The organism is Caballeronia jiangsuensis (genome assembly GCF_046030135.1).
GTDB classification, from domain to species: domain Bacteria; phylum Pseudomonadota; class Gammaproteobacteria; order Burkholderiales; family Burkholderiaceae; genus Caballeronia; species Caballeronia jiangsuensis.
The window spans coordinates 120,500-138,337 of sequence record NZ_JAQQDB010000001.1 but is presented as its reverse complement, the minus strand read 5'-3'; the positions used below and the strand labels follow the sequence as shown (position 1 = coordinate 138,337).

Annotated in this window: 16 protein-coding genes and 1 pseudogene; 14 read left to right on the top strand and 3 right to left on the bottom strand. The window is 57.8% G+C overall.

Features of this window, described 5'->3' with window-relative positions; genetic code table 11:
- Positions 1–6: 6 nt before the first annotated feature.
- The 5 genes and pseudogenes from PQR08_RS00610 to PQR08_RS00590 all read left to right on the top strand — a co-directional run bounded on the left by PQR08_RS00610 (position 7) and on the right by PQR08_RS00590 (position 4,010).
- A complete protein-coding gene (locus tag PQR08_RS00610) occupies positions 7–1,176 on the top strand; it encodes a CapA family protein (RefSeq protein WP_250486874.1) in 1,170 nt (389 codons plus the stop codon).
- Complete coding sequence (locus PQR08_RS00605; protein WP_250486875.1) at positions 1,169–2,554, top strand: MmgE/PrpD family protein; 1,386 nt, start codon at positions 1,169–1,171, stop codon at positions 2,552–2,554. The genes PQR08_RS00610 and PQR08_RS00605 overlap by 8 nt, the downstream gene beginning before the upstream one ends.
- Before the next feature lie 51 nt (positions 2,555–2,605).
- Positions 2,606–2,863, top strand: coding sequence for a hypothetical protein (locus tag PQR08_RS00600; RefSeq protein WP_250486876.1), 258 nt, complete (start codon positions 2,606–2,608; stop codon positions 2,861–2,863).
- A gap of 524 nt (positions 2,864–3,387) precedes the next feature.
- Positions 3,388–3,693 (top strand): maltose acetyltransferase domain-containing protein, encoded by a 306-nt coding sequence (locus PQR08_RS00595; protein WP_408160974.1) that lies wholly within the window; start codon positions 3,388–3,390, stop codon positions 3,691–3,693.
- Between the two features lie 112 nt (positions 3,694–3,805).
- Positions 3,806–4,010, top strand: a pseudogene (locus PQR08_RS00590) (cold-shock protein).
- A gap of 1,034 nt (positions 4,011–5,044) precedes the next feature.
- On the opposite strand, the gene PQR08_RS00585 reads toward PQR08_RS00590, so the two are convergent.
- Complete coding sequence (locus PQR08_RS00585) at positions 5,045–5,899, bottom strand: GNAT family N-acetyltransferase (RefSeq protein WP_250486877.1); 855 nt, start codon at positions 5,897–5,899, stop codon at positions 5,045–5,047.
- Between the two features lie 829 nt (positions 5,900–6,728).
- On the bottom strand, positions 6,729–7,682 hold the full coding sequence (locus PQR08_RS00580) for a LysR family transcriptional regulator (protein WP_250486878.1): 954 nt from the start codon (positions 7,680–7,682) through the stop codon (positions 6,729–6,731).
- A gap of 337 nt (positions 7,683–8,019) precedes the next feature.
- On the opposite strand from PQR08_RS00580, the gene PQR08_RS00575 reads away from it, so the two are divergent.
- Genes PQR08_RS00575 through PQR08_RS00535 form a run of 9 tightly spaced genes read left to right on the top strand, consistent with a single transcriptional unit; the run spans position 8,020 to position 16,565 of the window.
- Positions 8,020–9,327, top strand: a complete 1,308-nt coding sequence (locus tag PQR08_RS00575; protein WP_284509180.1) for a cation:dicarboxylate symporter family transporter — start codon at positions 8,020–8,022, stop codon at positions 9,325–9,327.
- Between the two features lie 20 nt (positions 9,328–9,347).
- Positions 9,348–9,908 (top strand): carboxymuconolactone decarboxylase family protein, encoded by a 561-nt coding sequence (locus PQR08_RS00570; RefSeq protein ID WP_250486880.1) that lies wholly within the window; start codon positions 9,348–9,350, stop codon positions 9,906–9,908.
- A gap of 10 nt (positions 9,909–9,918) precedes the next feature.
- On the top strand, positions 9,919–10,752 hold the full coding sequence (locus PQR08_RS00565; protein ID WP_250486881.1) for an SDR family NAD(P)-dependent oxidoreductase: 834 nt from the start codon (positions 9,919–9,921) through the stop codon (positions 10,750–10,752).
- Complete coding sequence (locus PQR08_RS00560; RefSeq protein WP_250486882.1) at positions 10,752–11,579, top strand: amidohydrolase family protein; 828 nt, start codon at positions 10,752–10,754, stop codon at positions 11,577–11,579. Before PQR08_RS00565 ends, PQR08_RS00560 begins: the two co-directional genes overlap by 1 nt.
- A gap of 8 nt (positions 11,580–11,587) precedes the next feature.
- Positions 11,588–12,889, top strand: coding sequence for an MFS transporter (locus PQR08_RS00555; protein ID WP_250486883.1), 1,302 nt, complete (start codon positions 11,588–11,590; stop codon positions 12,887–12,889).
- Complete coding sequence (locus PQR08_RS00550) at positions 12,886–13,821, top strand: SMP-30/gluconolactonase/LRE family protein (RefSeq protein WP_250486884.1); 936 nt, start codon at positions 12,886–12,888, stop codon at positions 13,819–13,821. Before PQR08_RS00555 ends, PQR08_RS00550 begins: the two co-directional genes overlap by 4 nt.
- A 41-nt stretch (positions 13,822–13,862) precedes the next feature.
- The gene (locus tag PQR08_RS00545; RefSeq protein WP_250486885.1) at positions 13,863–14,678 is read left to right on the top strand and encodes a molybdate ABC transporter substrate-binding protein; all 816 of its coding nucleotides are present in this window, start codon (positions 13,863–13,865) and stop codon (positions 14,676–14,678) included.
- 59 nt (positions 14,679–14,737) lie between these two features.
- Positions 14,738–15,628, top strand: coding sequence for an alpha/beta fold hydrolase (locus tag PQR08_RS00540; RefSeq protein WP_408160973.1), 891 nt, complete (start codon positions 14,738–14,740; stop codon positions 15,626–15,628).
- 55 nt (positions 15,629–15,683) lie between these two features.
- Positions 15,684–16,565: an alpha/beta fold hydrolase gene (locus PQR08_RS00535; RefSeq protein ID WP_408160972.1), complete on the top strand. Its 882-nt coding sequence runs from the start codon at positions 15,684–15,686 to the stop codon at positions 16,563–16,565.
- Positions 16,566–16,897: 332 nt separating this feature from the next.
- Here the strand turns inward: PQR08_RS00535 and PQR08_RS00530 are convergent, their stop codons facing one another.
- Positions 16,898–17,803 (bottom strand): EamA family transporter, encoded by a 906-nt coding sequence (locus tag PQR08_RS00530; RefSeq protein WP_250486887.1) that lies wholly within the window; start codon positions 17,801–17,803, stop codon positions 16,898–16,900.
- Positions 17,804–17,838: the final 35 nt, after the last annotated feature.

Genomic DNA, 17,838 nt, shown 5'->3' with positions numbered 1-17,838 from the left:
ACCACGATGAAAAACGATAACGACATTGTGCTCCTGGCCGTCGGAGACGTTGGCCCATGCAGGGCCGACCCTCGTTCGATATTCGAAGACGTGCGCGAAGAAATGCGTCGAGCCGACATTGGGTTCTGCCAGCTCGAAGTGAACCTCTCCGAGCGGGGTCAAAGGCTTCCGCAGGTTCGCCATACCACAAAGGCGCCACGCGAAACGGCCGACGCCATCCGGGAATGTGGCTTCAACGTCGTATCGGTCGCTGGCAATCACTGCATGGACTGGGGCCGAGATGCGTTCGACGACACGCTCTCTGCATTGGGGGACGCAGGTATCTCTCCGGTCGGCGCGGGCGCAGACATAGAACAGGCGCGGAAGCCAGTGTTCGTCGATTGCAAGGGAACCAAGGTCGCGCTCCTCGCATACTGCAGTATTCTCCCCGAGGGCTTCTGGGCCGACGAGAACCGGGCGGGTTGCGTGCCGATGCGTGCATGGACGGTCTACGAGCAGGTCGAAAAGGACCAACCTGGAACGCCTCCGCGAATTCATACCTACCCAAACCGCGACGACCTGGAAGCAATGCGGCGCGACATTCGGGCAGCGCGTGAGACGGCTGACGTAGTCATAGTGTCCATGCACTGGGGCATCCACTTTATTCCTTTTGCCATTGCGGACTATCAGCGAGAAGTCGCGCGGGCGGCAATCGACGAAGGAGCCGACGTCATTCTTGGCCACCACGCGCATATCCTGAAAGGAGTAGAGCTATACCGCGGGAAGCCCATCTTCTACAGCCTCTGCAATTTCGCGCTGGATGTGCCGCTAAGCCCAAAAATGATGGCGAGCAAGGCGTTCAAGGAGATTCAGTCACTTAACCCCGAATGGCACCCGGACCCGGACGCTTCATACACCTTCCCGCCCGATTCACAGATGACTGTCGTAGTTCGCATGGTCATTAGCGAGGGAGAAGTGGCCGAAGTCTCGTTGCTGCCAACATTCATTAGCCAACATTCACGGCCAACACTGCTTGTGGCTGCTGACCCTCGATTCCATAGAGTCGTCGACTATTTAGAGCAGGCTAACGCGTATGCCGGATTTGAGACGGGCTTCACACTGTCTGAAGGTCGTGTGTTATTGACGACCCTATCCGAGGCCCGATTGGCGCAGCAAAGGGAGTCCATCAATGGATGAGTCGCGAGTGCTTGCGCGAAACGTCACAAATACGCGCTTCGCGAATCTTCCGCTGGAGGCCGTCCGAGCGGCCGAACTCAGTCTTTTGGATGCACTCGGCGTGATGTTTGCAGCAACTGGCCTAACTGATGCCTGCGGACCATTTCTCAATCTCGCTCGTACTTTGGGTGGTCGGCAGGATTGTCTCCTGCTTGCCACCGGCGAGCGTGTCCCAGCGCCGTTAGCGGCGTTGGCCAACGGGGCGCTGGCACACGCGGTCGACTTCGAGGATACCCACGACGGTGCGGTGCTGCATCCTAATGCTGCGGTAATTCCCGCGGCTCTGGCAGTAGCGCAGATGTCGGAAGCAACAACCGGGGAGGACTTGCTAACCGCAATCGCAGTGGGCGCGGACCTAGTTTGTCGTCTTGGTCTTGCATTGCAGGCAAACCCACATGACCGGGGCTGGTACCACCCGCCAATGCTGGGCGCGTTTGGTGCCGCCGCCGCCGCGGCGAGCTTGCTTCGGCTGACGGAAGAACAGACTGTCGCGGCGCTTTCACTCGCAATGAGCCAGTCAGTTCTCACGGCTCAATTCGAGGACGACGCACAGTCCTCCATTCGGGCCGTAAGGGATGGCTTCGCGGCGCAAGCCGGTGTTGTCGCCGCGCTCCTCGCTCGGGATAGTGTCAATGGTTTTGCCCAACCCCTGGAGGGACGCGCGGGCTGGTTCGCGATGTATGCAGAAGGGCGTTTCGACAGGGACCGCATCGTTAAGGACATTGGGCAACGATTCGAAGGGGCGTTTGTGAGCTACAAGCCCTGGCCGTCATGTCGAGGTACCCACCCTTTCATTGAGGCGGCGCTTGAACTTGTCCGCAACGACGACCTCGCCCTCGACAATGTTGTAGGCGTGGAGCTGACCGCTAATTCGTTGACCCGAATGCTCTGCGAGCCGTTTCAGCAAAAGCAACGTCCCGTAGCCGCGATTGACGCCAAATTCAGCATCCCGTTTGTCACGGCATCAGCGATGGTTCATCGGCGCGTCGGCCTCGATAGCTTTTCAGCAGAACGGCTTGCGGACCCGCTCGTCCTCTCGCTCACAGAAAGAATGAGCTACAAGATTGATACGGGCGCAGATTTCAAGGCAGCCCTTAGCGGAACGGTGAGTCTTGCGACCAAGGACGGACGAACCAGGAGCGTGACAGTAGAACGACCGCGTGGCAGCGTCGAGAGTCCGATGACTGAGGCCGACCTGCTCGAGAAGTTCTGCGACTGCTGCGGCTATCACGCAAGACCTATTGCTCGGGAACTAGCTCGTGGCATAGCGACGACAGTGTTGGATATACATGCGATGAAAACCCTTAGCCCGCTCTGGCGGGCCATTTCCCCAACCTAGGGGTGTAGCGCCCTTGTGGCGCAGTTTTTGAACGACAACGAGGAGACGTTGATGAGCAAGAAGATTTTGGCTGCGGGAGCGGCGTTTGTGATTTGCTCGACATTAGCAAATGCGCAGCCGCAGCAGAACCCGAAACCGCCCCGACAAGCTGGAGCTAGCGCAGCCCACAGCGACACGCAAGGATGGACGCCAGGCGCGCCGCTTCCGCCTTCCCGTAAGGCCAATACCCATCGTCCCGCCTCAGGCGCTGGGAAATCTTCGTTCTTTCATAAAAAGCAAAAACCGGCATCGGCTGTGGACGCGAATTAGCGCAGTGTCCCTCGACCGGATGTGCGTGAATTGTGCCAGTAGCGCTCGTAACACGCGATTCGCGTTACTGGCTCTGCGGAGCCTGGCAGGTTCATCGTGATTAACACCGTGCTGACCGTTCATGACGCGCGGCATACAAAAGTGCGATTGCCGTTTGTCATGCTGCCGATAGTCGGTACGTTGCCGCCGTTCGTTCACCTTCGGACCACAACCCACGCGAGTGGACATGATGCTGTATTGATGGTATTCCGATGCTGCCGCGCAACGGCCCCGCGACGGGATAACAGTACTGGGGCGCGACGCCGAACGATGTCGACATCTGACAGGCTTGCAAACCACCTATAAGGGTTTATACTGGTTTTGTCTCCTCCATGTCTCAACCGACTTGGATTCAAGCCTGCGTTCGCGCAGGCTTTTCTTTTTTCGGAGTCGTTTTTTTGGGGACCTGGACGATAGCGTCAGCGTTGCACGCCACGCCGCAGGCTTCAGTTTCACTGTGAGGTTCCAAGCGTTTCGTTGGCGTTATGCCAATGACGCCGCGGTCGCGAACGGCGAGCCTTGAAGGCGAGGTACGTATGGTCCGAACGGAGAAAGAGAAGATGCTGGCAGGGGAGTTGTACACGGCCAATTCGCCGGAGATACAGGCAGACCAGGGCGAGGCCCGAGCGTGGATGCAGCGGTTCAACGCGAACATCGACGTGCCGCTTGCCGAGCGATACCAGTTGTTGGAAGACCGCTTCGCCGGTGTCGGAGCAGTCCGTCCGCAGAAGTCAGAGCGTCGCGAGAGGCCCATGCCCGACTCAACTATGACCTTGCATGCTCCTTGCTGACACGCAGATGCGGCAGTCATTCACGGCGTGATTTCGCGCGATTTGCTGCGTCGCGGGGTGAGCCGCAGCCTCAAATCGCTGCGAGTTAGTGCTTAATCTGAAGAGGTTACAAATGGCAACCGGCACAGTGAAGTGGTTCAACGATGCGAAGGGGGTTTGGCTTTATCAGCCCGGACGACGGTGGGGAAGACCTGTTTGCGCACTTCTCCGAAATCAAGGCCGAGGGGTTCAAGTCGCTGCAAGAAAACCAGAAAGTGAGCTTCGAGGTGAAGATGGGTCCGAAGGGCAAGCAAGCCTCGAATATCAAACCTGTCTGATTACCAAGGTCGTCGGCGCTGGACATTCGCGGCGTCGGTGGCTAGCATACGGCAGGTCGCGCCTGGCGCTTAAATGCCTCTCAACCACAAGCGGTTATGTTGATGAGCCCGTCTGAGCAATCGCGCGGGCTCATTGCTATTCCGGTGCGGTAACCCGCTATCGAATGCGCATTTGTTCGTTGAGGTCCTGTTCCGAAGCGACCTCGAGCCGATGGGCAACGGTCGAAATTCGACGAGGCGGGCTCTGGCCCGTACCCACTGCTCGTATTGCTCTGCTGCTCAAAAAATATTTCGTTGAAAATCTCGCGGGCAGGGTCGCAGTTTCTCGAAGCGAGTAGTCGCGCGACCGAATGATGCCCCCTCCAGCGACGTATACGTTAGGCAGCCTACCTCTTTGGTCAGCTGCCGCATGGCTGGTCGGACATCAACGGCAGCGGTCATGGGACAACCGGTACTGTGGGATAGTCTTGAGACACCGGACAGGGTGGCGAAGTTAGCGCCCTGAGACGAACGGCTGACGGGCGACGCTGGCTCCGAGGGGCATCTCACGATGCTTTGGAACGTGTCTGAAGGCCTGGCTTAGGATAATGCTGGGCTCTACTTCACCAAGGGGCATTCACAAAACGAAATGTGTAACCAGCACGGTTAACCTCGCAACCCACTTCCTAGGAAGAAAATATGGTGCGACAGTCGTGGCTCTATGGGCAGCTGTCGGGCCCGGTCGCGGCGCACTTCAGAGAAGGCGGCATCCTAACGCGAACCCTTAGCCGATTAAAGTTGGTCGTTCAACCGCCGTAATTCAGAGCGCCTTCAACTTCAGAACAAAAAAATGCGCGCGTTTATCTCCTTGGCAGTTGCGGTATCGAGCTTGGTTCTCCTCTCCGGTTGCTCGACGACTCAGGATGTCAAGACGGGACCGCAGGTCAAGAGCGCGGCGTTGTCCACCGCTTGCTTCACGCCTCACGGAGGCAGAGCGTCGGATATGGATGCCGCATATGTCGATTTGCCCGACGCAGAATAATAGGATTTGCTCCTTAGCAAAGGGAATGACTAATAATTGCGACTTGCGTTACTTGCGGGTCGGACGGAAGCAAGCCGTTCCTCGACATCTTGATAACAGTATCGACATGTTCCAAACCGAGGCCTCTCACCTGGTCAGCGAGAGTTTGGATACCAGGTATGTCGATACGGACAAGCTTACTCGTGTAACGCCGAAGCAGGTAGTTGATTAGCATCATACCGTTCGTCGAGTCACAACTGGTGGACGTAATGACTGGCCCAATCGCGAACCCCCGACCAAAACGTCGAATTAAGGCGAAGCCGATTAGAACGCCGTCACTGTCTAGCGCTATGCCATTAGCGGTCTTAAGCACCGAAGGAAGCAGTTGGCGCCGGTCGAGCCCGCTCGCTTGCGATGATAGTTCAGCAAGACGCGCGGCGTCGCTGGCACACAGCGGCCGGAACCGAAGACCCTTCGTCGGAAAGCATTCTGGCGCGTGATGAACTGCACCCTGATATTGCTCAACGTGACCAATTTCCCGAAAGCCCAGCTGTTCGTAGTCCCGCACCTTTGCCTCCGGGGCGTTGAGAACTACGGTCTTTCCCAGCGTCGCGCCAGCTATATGTTCCATCAGGCGACGTTCCACCTTCGATTTGTTCAGCTCGGTTGACCCAGTTACCAGTCCGACCGTTGCCGCGCTAGCGCCGCAATCCCAATGAACGGCAGTTCCGACAACGCGTCCGGAATGCTCCGCCACATGCACATGTCCTGTCTCCGCGGCGAAGCGCCATTCTTCTATCCGATGTGGCCAGCCAAGACTTGCAGATAGCTGGTGTGCGCGCGCAAGCTCGTTCCTACGGATACGCCTAAAGTTGAGTTCTTCGGACATAATTGTTGTTTTCCCTCGTGGAGTCAAAGAAATAGTCCGAGATGGGCGCTCCCGTATAGGACGATTCAACTGTTTCCGCGCACAAGTCTGACAGGTCGTTCCGGCATTTCCCCCGGGCCCAGTGACTTGCGCATTGCTGACAGACTTGGCCGGAAGCAAATCTGGCAGAAGCGAGGGAAGCGGGCGGTTCGGTTTAGCGGAGCGAAGTGGCTGGCGCCATTCCGCTTGCGCTGACCCGAGAGTGCGGCCTGAACAATCGCGACGTTGTATTGAGGTCAACGAATTTGGACTTCGAGCATCACCTCGCAAACGCAAAAGTTACACTCGTTGCGTTGGCAGCACGTGCCGAGTTAGCGTCGAACTACTTTGTGGTCGCCGCTCGTTTAGACTTGTTATTTATGCTTCTAAAAAGACTCACACGCCAGTGAAGCCCTTTTGCAAACCCAGGAAGCAAAAGAAATTTCTTATAGTTGTTGGTTGGACTCTTAACTGATTGAACTCATCACGAGAGTAAGCAGGTTTTGCATCTGTATATTCAGCCGTGGAGCGGCCAGGCGACGGAGGTGGTTGCAAATCGCGAATCAGGGTTTATACTGACCTCGTCTCCGCCATGTCTCCACTGACATGGATTCAGCCCGCTACTGAGCGGGTGCTTTTTTGGGGACACGCCAGAGTTTCAGAGGTTTGGCGGAGCCGCGACCAGGTGTTCCGCGGAAGATGTCTTTGAACGTTCCCGCCGCTGAAGCCGAGGGACTCTGCGCCGCATAGTTCCTTTGATTGTTTCGTTGCAGGCGCATCGGTGGGCTGTGCTGGATGTCGGAGCGTGTTGCTAGTGCGGCTGGCTGGCTATGTCGCTATCGAGCCAGACAATATCTTCTTTCCATTTCTCGCTACCCACAAACCCCGTTAATTTCTCTCGAAGCATCGCCATCCAGTCGGTTGCAAACCTCGATAGCGGGTTTTCACGCAGGGTAGTTATTGCGACGGTGGACCGTATAGACGGGCGCGTGATGGCTTCCGCAACCAGGTCGCCGCTTGCCACTTCATCACGAATCGCGATTGACGTGAGAATGGAATATCCAACACCTGCTTTGACGAGTTTCTTCGTGAGCGCGACACTGTCGACCTCGAGCTCCACGCGAAGACGAATGCTGTTCTGCACTGCGGCGTGTTCGATGACTCGCCGATTACTGTGCGGCATCCCGGGAAGAATGAGGGGGAGGCTGGCGAGGTCTCTTATCTGAAACCCATCCTTGGGAATCGGCGTTCCTGGCGGAGCGATTAGAATCATTGGCTCGCTGTAAAGCGGCCGAACCTGAAAGGCGTCCAAGGGTGGTTGGTTATAGACGACTGCTAAGTCGACACGGCGGTCGGCGACCCATTCTTGCAACGAACTGCTTTGTCCCTCTCGGATGTGAAGCGCGACACGCGGATACACTTCGCGAAAATCCCGCACGAGCTCAGCGCCAATGAGGGCTCCCATCGTCGGCGGCAATCCGACGGCTAGGTAGCCGCGCTCCTCGTCGGCAGTCGCGCGGACGTGTTCCCCGGTTTCACTCACCATGTTGGAAATCATCTCTGCTCGTTCGAGCAGGCGAGCGCCGGCCGCCGTGAGCCGAACACCTCGACCATGGCGTGCCAGCAATTCGACCCCAATTTCCTCTTCCAGCTTCGCTATTTGCCTGCTTAACGCGGGCTGGGCGATGTACAACTCAGCTGCCGCCCGGCTGAAACTGCCCGCGCGAGCAACATAGATAAAGCTGCGCAGCTCGCGAATGTCCATGCTCAAGTCCTATGCCGTTGGAGCATAGCTTGGTATCAAAACTCGGCCTTTGTCAAGCAATCTCCGCTCACCTATGCTCTGGATTAACGAACAGAACTAAAAAATTGAACGGAGACGCAAGTGTGACGTTCCCCTCACCGGCGTGGCTAAGTTGCTTTTGGGCAACTCAACCTGAACCGGCGTTGTTCGCGATGTGGCCGTATCGCCGGCGCTGTCGCGGACCAGGACTTCTCCGCTTCTTCCAGTTTCAAGACAAAACTTCGGTACTGGTCCGAGGGCAGATGACGCGGTCACGCGTCATCTCCAAGGTACATTCGATTCGAACGTAGGAGACGAGATGAGGCGGTTACAGCAACTACATGTGCAAGTCCTTATCGGCTTGGCTTGCGCAATCGTGTTAGGGATGGCAAAGCCTGACTGGGCGGTGGCAATGAAGCCTCTTGGAGTGGGGTTCATTGCCTTGCTCAAGATGATGCTGGCGCCCATCATTTTCTGCACGCTGGTTCAGGGCATCGCACACGTCAAAGACCTGCGCATGCTGGGACGGATGGGCGTCAAATCGCTCGTCTATTTCGAGGTGGTCAGCACTGTCGCAATGATTCTCGGATTTGTGATGGTGAACGTGTTCCAGCCGGGTGCAGGTCTCCATGCGACGAACATCGCCGAAAGCCAAGCAGCCGTCAAGGCAACTGCGAGCGCTGGCGGAATCTCTGCTGTCGACTATCTGTTAAGCCTGATTCCCCATACTCTGGTCGACGCGTTCGCAAAGGGCGACATCGTCCAGGTTCTCATCATTTCGCTGCTGGCCGGTCTCGCACTCAACATGGCGGTCGGTCCCGATTCGGTCCTTCTTCGAGGTATCGACGAAGCGCAATCGGTTCTCTTTCGCATGCTCGCTTTCATCATGAGACTTGCGCCGCTGGGAGCTTTTGGTGCAATGGCAGCAGCGATTGGTAGCTACGGTAGTGTGACGCTTATGTACCTTCTGAAGGTCATCGTGTTGTACTACGCCGCTTCTCTGCTGTTCGTGTTCGGTGTGCTTGGCAGCATTAGTTGGGTGATTGGTCTGCCGTTCTTTAGCATCCTGCGGCTCATTCGCGACGAACTGCTGCTGATTTTTGGAACGGCGTCCAGCGAAGTTGCACTGCCTCGCCTTATCGAGAAACTGCAGCGTTCTGGTTGCGACGAAGCGGTGGTTGGCTTCGTTCTCCCAGCCGGCTACAGCTTTAACCTCGACGGTACGTCGATTTACATGGCGATTGCCATCGGCTTCATTGCTCAGGCAACCGACACCCCGTTTTCCCTGTGGCAGCAGCTTGGACTGTTGGCCATTCTGAGCCTCACCTCGAAGGGCGGTACCACGGTCGCAGGCGGTGCCTTCGTGAAGCTTGCAGCAACGCTCCAATCGGTCCGAACGCTCCCTCTGAGCGGCCTGGGTCTCTTGTTCGGCATCGACCGCGTAATGGCCACGGCTACTGCGCTTGTGAATGTGGTTGGTAACACCCTCGCGGTATTCACCATCGCCCGCTGGGAAGGTGCTTTCGACGCAGAGGCTTTCGAACAGGAGACTGGTGCAAGGCCCCGTCGGTTCTGCCTGCAGCAAGACAAGAGCGCTGCAACCACTGCGACTGCCCAGTCTCATTGAACTACCGAGAATCGACCCAAATGACACGTCTTTCACCCATCGACCCGGCGCAACTTGACCCTGAGCAACGCGCCGTCTACGACGCAATCGCAAGCGGTCCACGAAAAGGCGTCAGAGGCCCGCTCGCAATCTGGCTGCACCGACCGCAACTTGCCGACCGCTCCCAAGCCTTGGGTCGCTATTGCCGGTATGACAGCAGCATCCCGGCCCGTCTCTCGGAGCTTGCCATCATGTTCATGGGCCGGTACTGGCTCGCGGAATACGAATGGGCCGCGCACAAGCCTTTCGCTCTCGAGGCCGGCGTTTCGAACGAAGTCATCGACGCAATCCGGGATGGAAAGGCGCCTCCCTTCGCGAAACGGGATGAGGAACTGGTGTTCGCCTTTCTCACCGAACTGCATGAACAGCGCAAAGTGCCCGACTCTCTATACCAAGAGCTGGTGAATGAAATCGGGAAGGATGGCGTAGTCGACCTCGTTGGCGTTGCCGGCTACTACACGTTGATTTCGATGACCATCAAAGTGTTCGAAGTGCCGCCCCCGGAAGGCGCCACACCGGAACTCCCCCAAGAATCGAACTGAGGAACATCAAGTGGAAACTTCACAAAATCTCGTAAATGGCGTGAATTCAGGACGCCTAAATGGAAAGGTCGCCATTGTCACGGGCGCGGGCTGCGTCGGCTCTGGATGGGGAAACGGCCGCGCGGTTGCGGTGCTCTTCGCCCAGGCAGGCGCCCGCATCTTCGCTGTCGACAAAAATCCGGACGCGATGGAAGAAACCGTACGGCGCGTGCGCGAAGTCGGTGGCGACATCACGGCGTACGGTTGTGACGTCACGGACTCGGACGCAGTTAAGGATATGGTCGAGGCATGTCGCGAGAAGTACGGTCGCGTCGACGTTCTGGTGAACAACGTTGGCGGCTCGGCGGCCGGCGGACCCGTGGCCCTTTCTGAAGAGGCCTGGGACGCTCAGGTTGCCTTCAATCTCAAGAGTGTCTATCTCACTTGCAAGCACGTCCTTCCCGTTATGGAAGCGCAAGGCAGCGGTTCAATCGTCAACACCGCATCGACCTCCGGTATCCGCTGGACGGGCTCGGCGCAAGTTGCCTATGCAGCCTGCAAAGCTGGCGTGATTCAACTGGGCAAGGTGGTCGCAGTCGAGTATGCGAAGAAGGGCATCCGCGTCAACACCGTGGTCCCGGGCCAACTGCACACGCCGATGGTAGAAGCGCGGCTGGCGGGTCAGCGGACAGGCGGCGACGTCGACAAGTTGTTGGAGACCCGGGTCGCGCGCATTCCGTTGGGCTTCATGGGTGACGGCCGCGATACGGCAAACGCCGCGTTGTTCCTTGCTTCCGACGAGGCTCGGTTTGTCACCGGCACGGAAATCATCGTAGATGGCGGCATGACGGCACGGTGCGACTGATGGACAGCCTCCACGTGAACGGTGGCCGCTGGGATTGCCACACACATATCTATGGACCTTGGGAAGATTTTCCGCTTCCAGAAAGCGCAGTGTATCGGCCTGCAGCAGCGCCGATGGCTGCACTTCTCGAAATGCATCGAAAGTTGGACATTTCCCACGGTGTCCTGGTGCAAGCAGCCTGCTACGGGACAGACCATTCCGCGTTACTCGACGCGATTGCCGGCACGGGGGGGCGATATAAAGGCGTAGCGCTGCTCAACGGCTCTGAAAGCGACACTCAGTTGGAGGCGCTCGACGCCGGAGGGGTTCGCGGTATCCGATTCAATTTCATGGGACACCTCGCCGAAGGGCAGAACATAAGCGAACTCAAGGCGCTGGCGGAGCGTGTGGGCTCATTAGGTTGGCACGTCCTGCTCCACGGCAAGCTCGGGCAGATTCTGCCCATTCTCGACAGTTGGCGGAGTTTGCGCACCACGTTGGTAATTGACCATATGTCACGTCCCGACCCTGCTCTCGAGACGGACAGAGAGGGGCTTGTGGCTCTGCACAGATACCTTGATAGCGAGCGCCGTTGGATAAAGCTCTCCGGTATCGACCGCATGATGAGTGGGTCGAACGAGCCGTGGTCCCGAGCGCTTCCTCAAGTTAGAGAGTTGCTCGCGGCAGCGCCGGACCGGGCTATCTGGGGCAGTGACTGGCCTCATCCGAACATTCAAGGCGACGTGCCGGATGATTCAAAGCTTCTCGCCTTTGTCGAAGAGGTCTGCGGCGACCCCGAGGCGGCGGATTCGGTGCTTGTCCACAATCCGCGACGGCTTTATCTGTAAGGAACACCATGCGCACAACGACAATTACTCAGGAGACAGCGCGCAGCGTCGAGCAAGTTGCGTGCAGGAAGGCGGCTTTGCGTATCGTTCCGCTGCTGGCGTTTGCCTACTTTATCAACTACCTGGACAGGACGAACGTCGGCTTCGCCGCGCTAGCGATGAATCGCGACCTCGGATTGACGGCGTCCCAGTTCGGATTAGCTGCCGGTATCTTCTACGTCGGTTACTGCTTCTTCGAGGTCCCCAGCAATCTCGCGCTCTACCGGTTCGGTGCGCGGAGATGGCTGGCTCGAATCATGATTACGTGGGGCTTGTTCGCCGCTGCAACCAGCTTTGCGACCGGTGCGGTGAGTTACTCCCTGCTTCGCCTGCTCGCAGGCATCGGCGAGGCAGGATTCTTTCCCGGCGTCATCTTCTTCCTGACTCTGTGGTTTCCGGCGAGCTATCGCACGCAGATGATGGCGTGGTTCCTGGCAGCAGTGCCGCTGTCGTCGGTATTCAGCGGCCCGTTGTCCGTTTCGATGTTGAAGCTTGAGGGGTGGCTCGGACTGCATGGCTGGCAGTGGCTATTCATCCTCCAGGGTCTTCCGGCGTGCGTGCTGGGCGTCCTTTGTCTCAAAGTTTTGAGTGACTCGCCCGACAAGGCGAAGTGGCTGACACCTGAAGAGCGCTTGGCTCTGCAGACCGCTGTCGAGCGAGAACGCCCGGCGAACGCAGAGAAGCACTTCATGCGCTCGCTACTGGATTGGCGCGTGTGGCTGCTCACTGCCATCCTTTTCAGCTACATCATCGGAATTCTCGGCATTGGCGTTTGGTTGCCGACGATTTTGAAGACACACCATCTCAGCGACACGCAAATCGGGTTGTTGACCGCACTTCCCTATATTGTCGGGAGCGTGGGGATGCTTCTCTGGGGGAGGGTTTTGGCGCGCTCGCAACGCTACGTCAAGCATCTCGCCCTGACCTGCGGACTGGCTGCAATTGGCTTCTTCTGTTCAGTGGTCTCCGATGAACTGGTGCCTGCGATGGTCGGCTTGACCATCGCACTGATTGGCCTCTCATCGGTGCGTACGTGCTTCTACAGCATTCCGGCGACGTTTCTAGGAAAAGAAGCAGCAGCCGGAGGGCTGGCGTTCATCAATTCGGTCGGTAGCCTTGGCGGCCTGGTTGGCCCCTACATGGTCGGCTGGCTGAAGGACACCACGGGTTCTTTCAAGGCTGGTCTCATCGGAATGGGCGCGATGCTTGTCCTGGCGACCTTTCTGACTGTTGTTCTGCTGGTGATTATGAAGAGGAAGGACGCAAGATGAATACGTGGCAGCCAAGTTTGAGGACCCCCGACCCAGCAATTCGCATCCTGGACAAGCGATTCGAACATTACCGCCTGGCGCATGCAAAGGTTGAGCGCCTGTGGACAGGGTGTCGCTGGGCAGAGGGACCCGTGTGGTTCGGTGACGCTGGCGTCCTTTATTGGACTGACCTGCCGAATGACCGAATCCTGAAGTGGGACGAAGCCACGGAGCAGGCTTCCACGTGGCGGGCGCCGTCAAGCAAAGCGAATGGCATGACTCGCGACCGTCAAGGCCGACTCATCGTTTGTGAACATGGGACAAGGCGCGTCACTCGCACTGAATACGGCGGGCGCGTCACCGTGCTCGCCGATACGTTCGAAGGGAAGCAGTTCAACTCGCCAAATGATGTCGTCGTGACACGTGACGGCTCCGTCTGGTTCACCGACCCACCGTTTGGCCTTGTGAGCGACTACATGGGGAAACAGGGGACGCCTGATTTGCCGGCTTGTGTCTATCGGATTGACGCGCAGAGCGGTCAGATTGAGTGCGTCGCAGACGACATCGAAGGTCCGAACGGGCTAGCTTTCTCGCCGGACGAGCGAACGCTGTATGTCGTCGCATCACGAGCTCGGCCGCGAACAATTATGGCGTTCGACGTTATTGATAACCGCAAGCTCGGGCGCGGTCGGGTCCTTATCGATGCGAAGGACGGCACTCCGGATGGCTTCAGAGTCGACGTTGACGGCAACCTCTGGTGCGGATGGGGTACCGGCAGCGATGAGCTTGACGGCGTACGAGTCTTCGCGCCCGACGGTACGCCCATCGGACACATTGCGCTGCCTGAGCGCTGCGCAAATCTATGCTTCGGCGGCAGAGACAACAATCGCCTGTTTATGGCATCGACGACCTCCGTGTACGCACTGTTCGTGAATACGCGTGGCGCCGTCTGAGCAGTATTGAATCGAAAATCCACAAGGTAAGGAGACAAGCAATGGCAATCGAAACAAAAAAATGGGCTATCCGTGCATCAATGCTGGCGCTGGCTTGCGCGGCCACGTTGAGCGGTACAGCACACGCCGAGGATATACACGTGCTTGCAACGGGCGCACTTTCCGCCGCCTTCAAGCAACTTGTACCCGCGTTCGAACGCGATACTGGGAATCACCTTCTAATCTCGTGGGGTCCCTCCTATGGAACCTCACCAGACGCTCTGCCCATGAGAATCAAGAGCGGAGAGCCGATGGATGTCTGCTTCATGATTGGCGCCGCGCTCGACGAGCAAATCAAACAGGGAGTGTTCGTTCCGGACACGAAGGCTGATATTGCCGAATCAGCAGTCGGGGTCGCTGTACGTGCCGGCATTCCAAAGCCGGACGTATCGACGCCGGAGAAGCTGAAGCAGGCTCTGCTGTCGGCCAAGTCTGTCGCCTTTTCTGAGGGTGCGAGTGGAACCTACATTACGGGAACGCTCTTTCCAAAGCTCGGTATCGCTGAGCAGATGAAGCAGAAGAGTGTACTTATCAAAGGGCGCGAACTTGTTGGGGCAGCGCTTCAGCGAGGAGATGCCGACCTGGGACTTCAGCAAATCAGCGAACTGAAAGCATTCAAGGAGATTCAATTCGTCGGCCCTCTCCCGCGCGAAGTTCAGAAGGTCAGTGTCATTTCTGCCGCAATCGCGAAGAACGCCCAACAGGCTGAAGCCGCAAAAGCCTTCATTGGGTATTTGAAGTCGAAGAATGCGGTGGCTATCTTCGACAGCACCGGACTTGAGCAGCCACAGTCGCAAGCACAGGCAACGGCGAACTAGAGAGACAGAGCAACGAGCCGATAGGAAGCCACGTAACAATATAAGTACAACTACTAGAAATGGGAGATAACCTGATGAATGTAAGTGGGCATTTCATTGCTCTTGCGTGTACGTGTCTTGCATTCGGGTGCGCTTCTCACTTGCCGTCGAGCGCTGCGCCCGAGCATCTGGTAACTACGCACGGCACCGTAACAATCGAGACTATCCGTCAAGGTAAGGGGCCGGTAATTGTCCTTCTCCCATCCCTTGGAAGGGGAGCGGCAGACTTTGATGAAGTCGCTGCATACCTCGAGCGTGACGGGTTTACGGTGCTGAGGCCTCAGCCGAGAGGTATCGGCGCGAGCATAGGTCCTCTCACTGACGTCGATATGCACGACTTTGCTGGCGACGTCGCCTCGGTGCTGGATGAGCAAAAGACAGGCGCAGTCGTCGTTGTCGGGCATGCGTGGGGAAGTCAACCAGCACGCATGTTGGCCGTGGACCGTCCGGACCTCGTTCGGGGATTAGTCATGGCGGCCGCGTCGGCTGGAAAACTACCTCCCGGTTCAAACGAGAAACCGTACGGTAGGCTTCGGGACGCGATTGACGGCTCCGGAAATCTCTCACTACCGGAGGCGCAGCGGCTCAAATATCTGCAGCAAGCGTTCTTCGCGCCGGGGCATGATGCGCGGCCTTGGTTGAGCGGTTGGTACCCCGCGACTCATGAAGCCGAAGCGCACGCGAGAAATGTCACCGCGGTCGATGCGTATTTCGCGGGTGGGACGGTTCCGATTCTTGACCTTCAAGGTCAGTACGACGCTGTTGTTGTTGCCAATGTTTTCAAGCCGATGTTGGGGGACCGCGTAACAGTGGAGGTGGTTTCGAATGCAGGCCACGCGATGGCCCCTGAGCAACCGAAGGCTATGAGCGACGCCATCGCGCGCTTTGCGCACCGGATGTACATGCAGTAAGCGGCAGCTGGCGCCTACGAATCAACTCTGTGAACTAAGTCAAGGAATCGCCCTAATGAAATTCTCGAAATGTGGTCTGGCAGCAATCATTCTCTTTGTGTCCGCAAGCGCCTTTGCGGCAGCCGGCGGTGCAAAAATCACTGACGACGTTGTCAAACATGGGAATGTTCAGATTGAAGTCCTGAGCCAAGGCAAGGGGCCGACCGTCGTCATTCTTCCGTCCTTGGGACGCTCGGCGCGCGACTACGACCAAGTGGCGCAATATCTCGTCGCCGATGGGTTCCGTGTGCTGCGCCCGGAACCTCGCGGTGTTGGTAAGAGCAACGGACCGATGGAGAATCTCAGCGTTCACGATTTTGCGTCCGATGTTGCGATGGTCATCGACGAAAAGAAGGCTGGCCCGGTCGTCGTGGTCGGGCACGCGTGGGGTAATTTCGCCGCACGTCAATTGGCTGCAGACCGCCCGGACCTTGTGAAGGGGGTCGTGGTGGCCGCCGCCTCGGCAGGCAAAGTTCCGCCGGGTTCGACAGAAAAGCCTATCAGCGCTGAAATGCGCAAGGCGATTGACGGTGCAGGAGACCTTACGCTTCCCGAAGCCCAACGGCTGCAGTATTTGAAGGAAGCGTTCTTCGCACCTGGGAACGACCCCAGCGTGTGGCTTGGTGGCTGGCACCCCGAGACCCACGAAGCAGAGGGACATGCGCGTAACACTACTCCCGTCGACGACTACTTTGCAGCCGGCACTGCACCGATTCTCGACCTGCAAGGAGAGAACGATGCGGTGGCGCCTCGCCGGTTCTCGCAAGTGCTCAAGAACATGCTCGGAGACCGAGTGACTGTTGTGGTGCTACCAAACGCAGGTCATGCCATGGCGCCGGAGCAGCCGAAAGCAATGGCCGACGCAATATCGACCTTCGCGAAGCGAGTCAACCACTAATTGATTTCTGATGTTCGAGCGGCGGAGCGCGCCGTGCGTCCGCTCCGTCCGCAAGAGCTGTCAACACTTTCAATGGCACAGATATGGATTCGAGGGTTCAGCGGCCGGTGATGCGTTTGATGCGCGGCGCCGGGCGCTCACATTAGGTTCGGCTGCTTGTGGCTTGGTCAGCTTGTGGCGGACACCCCTCTGCTCGGGCCACAGGGAACGCTTCACTCTCGAAGTTAAGCGGCGGCGAGAATGCATCATTGAAAGCGCCAGCAATGGCTTCGCTTGCACCACGCAAGGCTTTGATGCTGCGGACCACTCCGCAGAGATTCCGGCAACCTAGCTCAGACCCCTACCGGAGCATCATCGCCCGCTGCAGCGGAGGTGACTTTCTTCCTTCCAGCGCGTGCCACGCCTACCGAGGCAGCGACCATTGCAACGCCTACCCATAGCGTGGCCGGTAAAGGCTGAGTCGTATTGAGCGCAAGGAACACAGTGGATAGGACAGGCGTTGCGTAGCTCAATGCGGTCGTCAATCCTGTGTTCGCTCGCTTCATGCCGAAATCCCAAAGATAAAAAGCCATCCCCATTGGTCCGAGACCCATATAGATGAGAACCGCCCAGTCTTGGACGTTCAGTGCAGGTGCTCTTCCTGAAACGAAGTGCAGGGCGAGACACGCCAGTCCCGCAGGAAGCGAAAACGCTCCAACAGAGAGGCTTGAGACCTCGCGGTAGCGTTTGCCGAGGACCGAGTACGCAGCCCATGCGAACGCAGAGACGAGCGCAAGGAGATAGGCAACGACTTCATTGAACAGATGTCGTTCGACGACGCCGATAACGGCGCTCGCTGTTGACGGCTGCTGAACTGACCAGCAGGCGGCCGCTGCACCTCCGAAACCGAGAAGCGCACTGAGAAGCATAGTCCTGCGCTCGCTACCTCCAGCGGACAAGCTCCCAGAAAGACACACAATAATAACGGGCCATAGGTAATGCACCAGGCTAACGCCAATCGGGTCTCCCAGCTGAAGCGCGAAGAAGTAAATGACGTGGTAGATGAACATCAGCCCGCCACCCAAGAGCAGGAGACGAATCGGCAATTTCCAGTTCTTTGCCCAAGGCAGTCCGAGCAGACCTCCGAGCGTCAACGCTACTCCATTCACGAACAGGGTTGGCGTCCCATGCAGAAGGTCGACGCTCGTGGCGAGCGTGCTCCACATTAAGACCGTCAGTGCGACGCCAAGTACGGCCATCGGTGCTCTCCCTCGAAATGCTTAGATGTTCAGGC

Bases quoted from the DNA above. Each gene is read 5' to 3' on its own strand.
- PQR08_RS00610 (WP_250486874.1), top strand. From the start codon at position 7: ATGAAAAACGATAACGACATTGTGCTCCTGGCCGTCGGAGACGTTGGC.
- PQR08_RS00605 (WP_250486875.1), top strand. From the start codon at position 1,169: ATGGATGAGTCGCGAGTGCTTGCGCGAAACGTCACAAATACGCGCTTC.
- PQR08_RS00600 (WP_250486876.1), top strand. From the start codon at position 2,606: ATGAGCAAGAAGATTTTGGCTGCGGGAGCGGCGTTTGTGATTTGCTCG.
- PQR08_RS00595 (WP_408160974.1), top strand. From the start codon at position 3,388: ATGCCAATGACGCCGCGGTCGCGAACGGCGAGCCTTGAAGGCGAGGTA.
- PQR08_RS00585 (WP_250486877.1), bottom strand. From the start codon at position 5,899: ATGTCCGAAGAACTCAACTTTAGGCGTATCCGTAGGAACGAGCTTGCG.
- PQR08_RS00580 (WP_250486878.1), bottom strand. From the start codon at position 7,682: ATGGACATTCGCGAGCTGCGCAGCTTTATCTATGTTGCTCGCGCGGGC.
- PQR08_RS00575 (WP_284509180.1), top strand. From the start codon at position 8,020: ATGAGGCGGTTACAGCAACTACATGTGCAAGTCCTTATCGGCTTGGCT.
- PQR08_RS00570 (WP_250486880.1), top strand. From the start codon at position 9,348: ATGACACGTCTTTCACCCATCGACCCGGCGCAACTTGACCCTGAGCAA.
- PQR08_RS00560 (WP_250486882.1), top strand. From the start codon at position 10,752: ATGGACAGCCTCCACGTGAACGGTGGCCGCTGGGATTGCCACACACAT.
- PQR08_RS00555 (WP_250486883.1), top strand. From the start codon at position 11,588: ATGCGCACAACGACAATTACTCAGGAGACAGCGCGCAGCGTCGAGCAA.
- PQR08_RS00550 (WP_250486884.1), top strand. From the start codon at position 12,886: ATGAATACGTGGCAGCCAAGTTTGAGGACCCCCGACCCAGCAATTCGC.
- PQR08_RS00545 (WP_250486885.1), top strand. From the start codon at position 13,863: ATGGCAATCGAAACAAAAAAATGGGCTATCCGTGCATCAATGCTGGCG.
- PQR08_RS00540 (WP_408160973.1), top strand. From the start codon at position 14,738: ATGGGAGATAACCTGATGAATGTAAGTGGGCATTTCATTGCTCTTGCG.
- PQR08_RS00535 (WP_408160972.1), top strand. From the start codon at position 15,684: ATGAAATTCTCGAAATGTGGTCTGGCAGCAATCATTCTCTTTGTGTCC.
- PQR08_RS00530 (WP_250486887.1), bottom strand. From the start codon at position 17,803: ATGGCCGTACTTGGCGTCGCACTGACGGTCTTAATGTGGAGCACGCTC.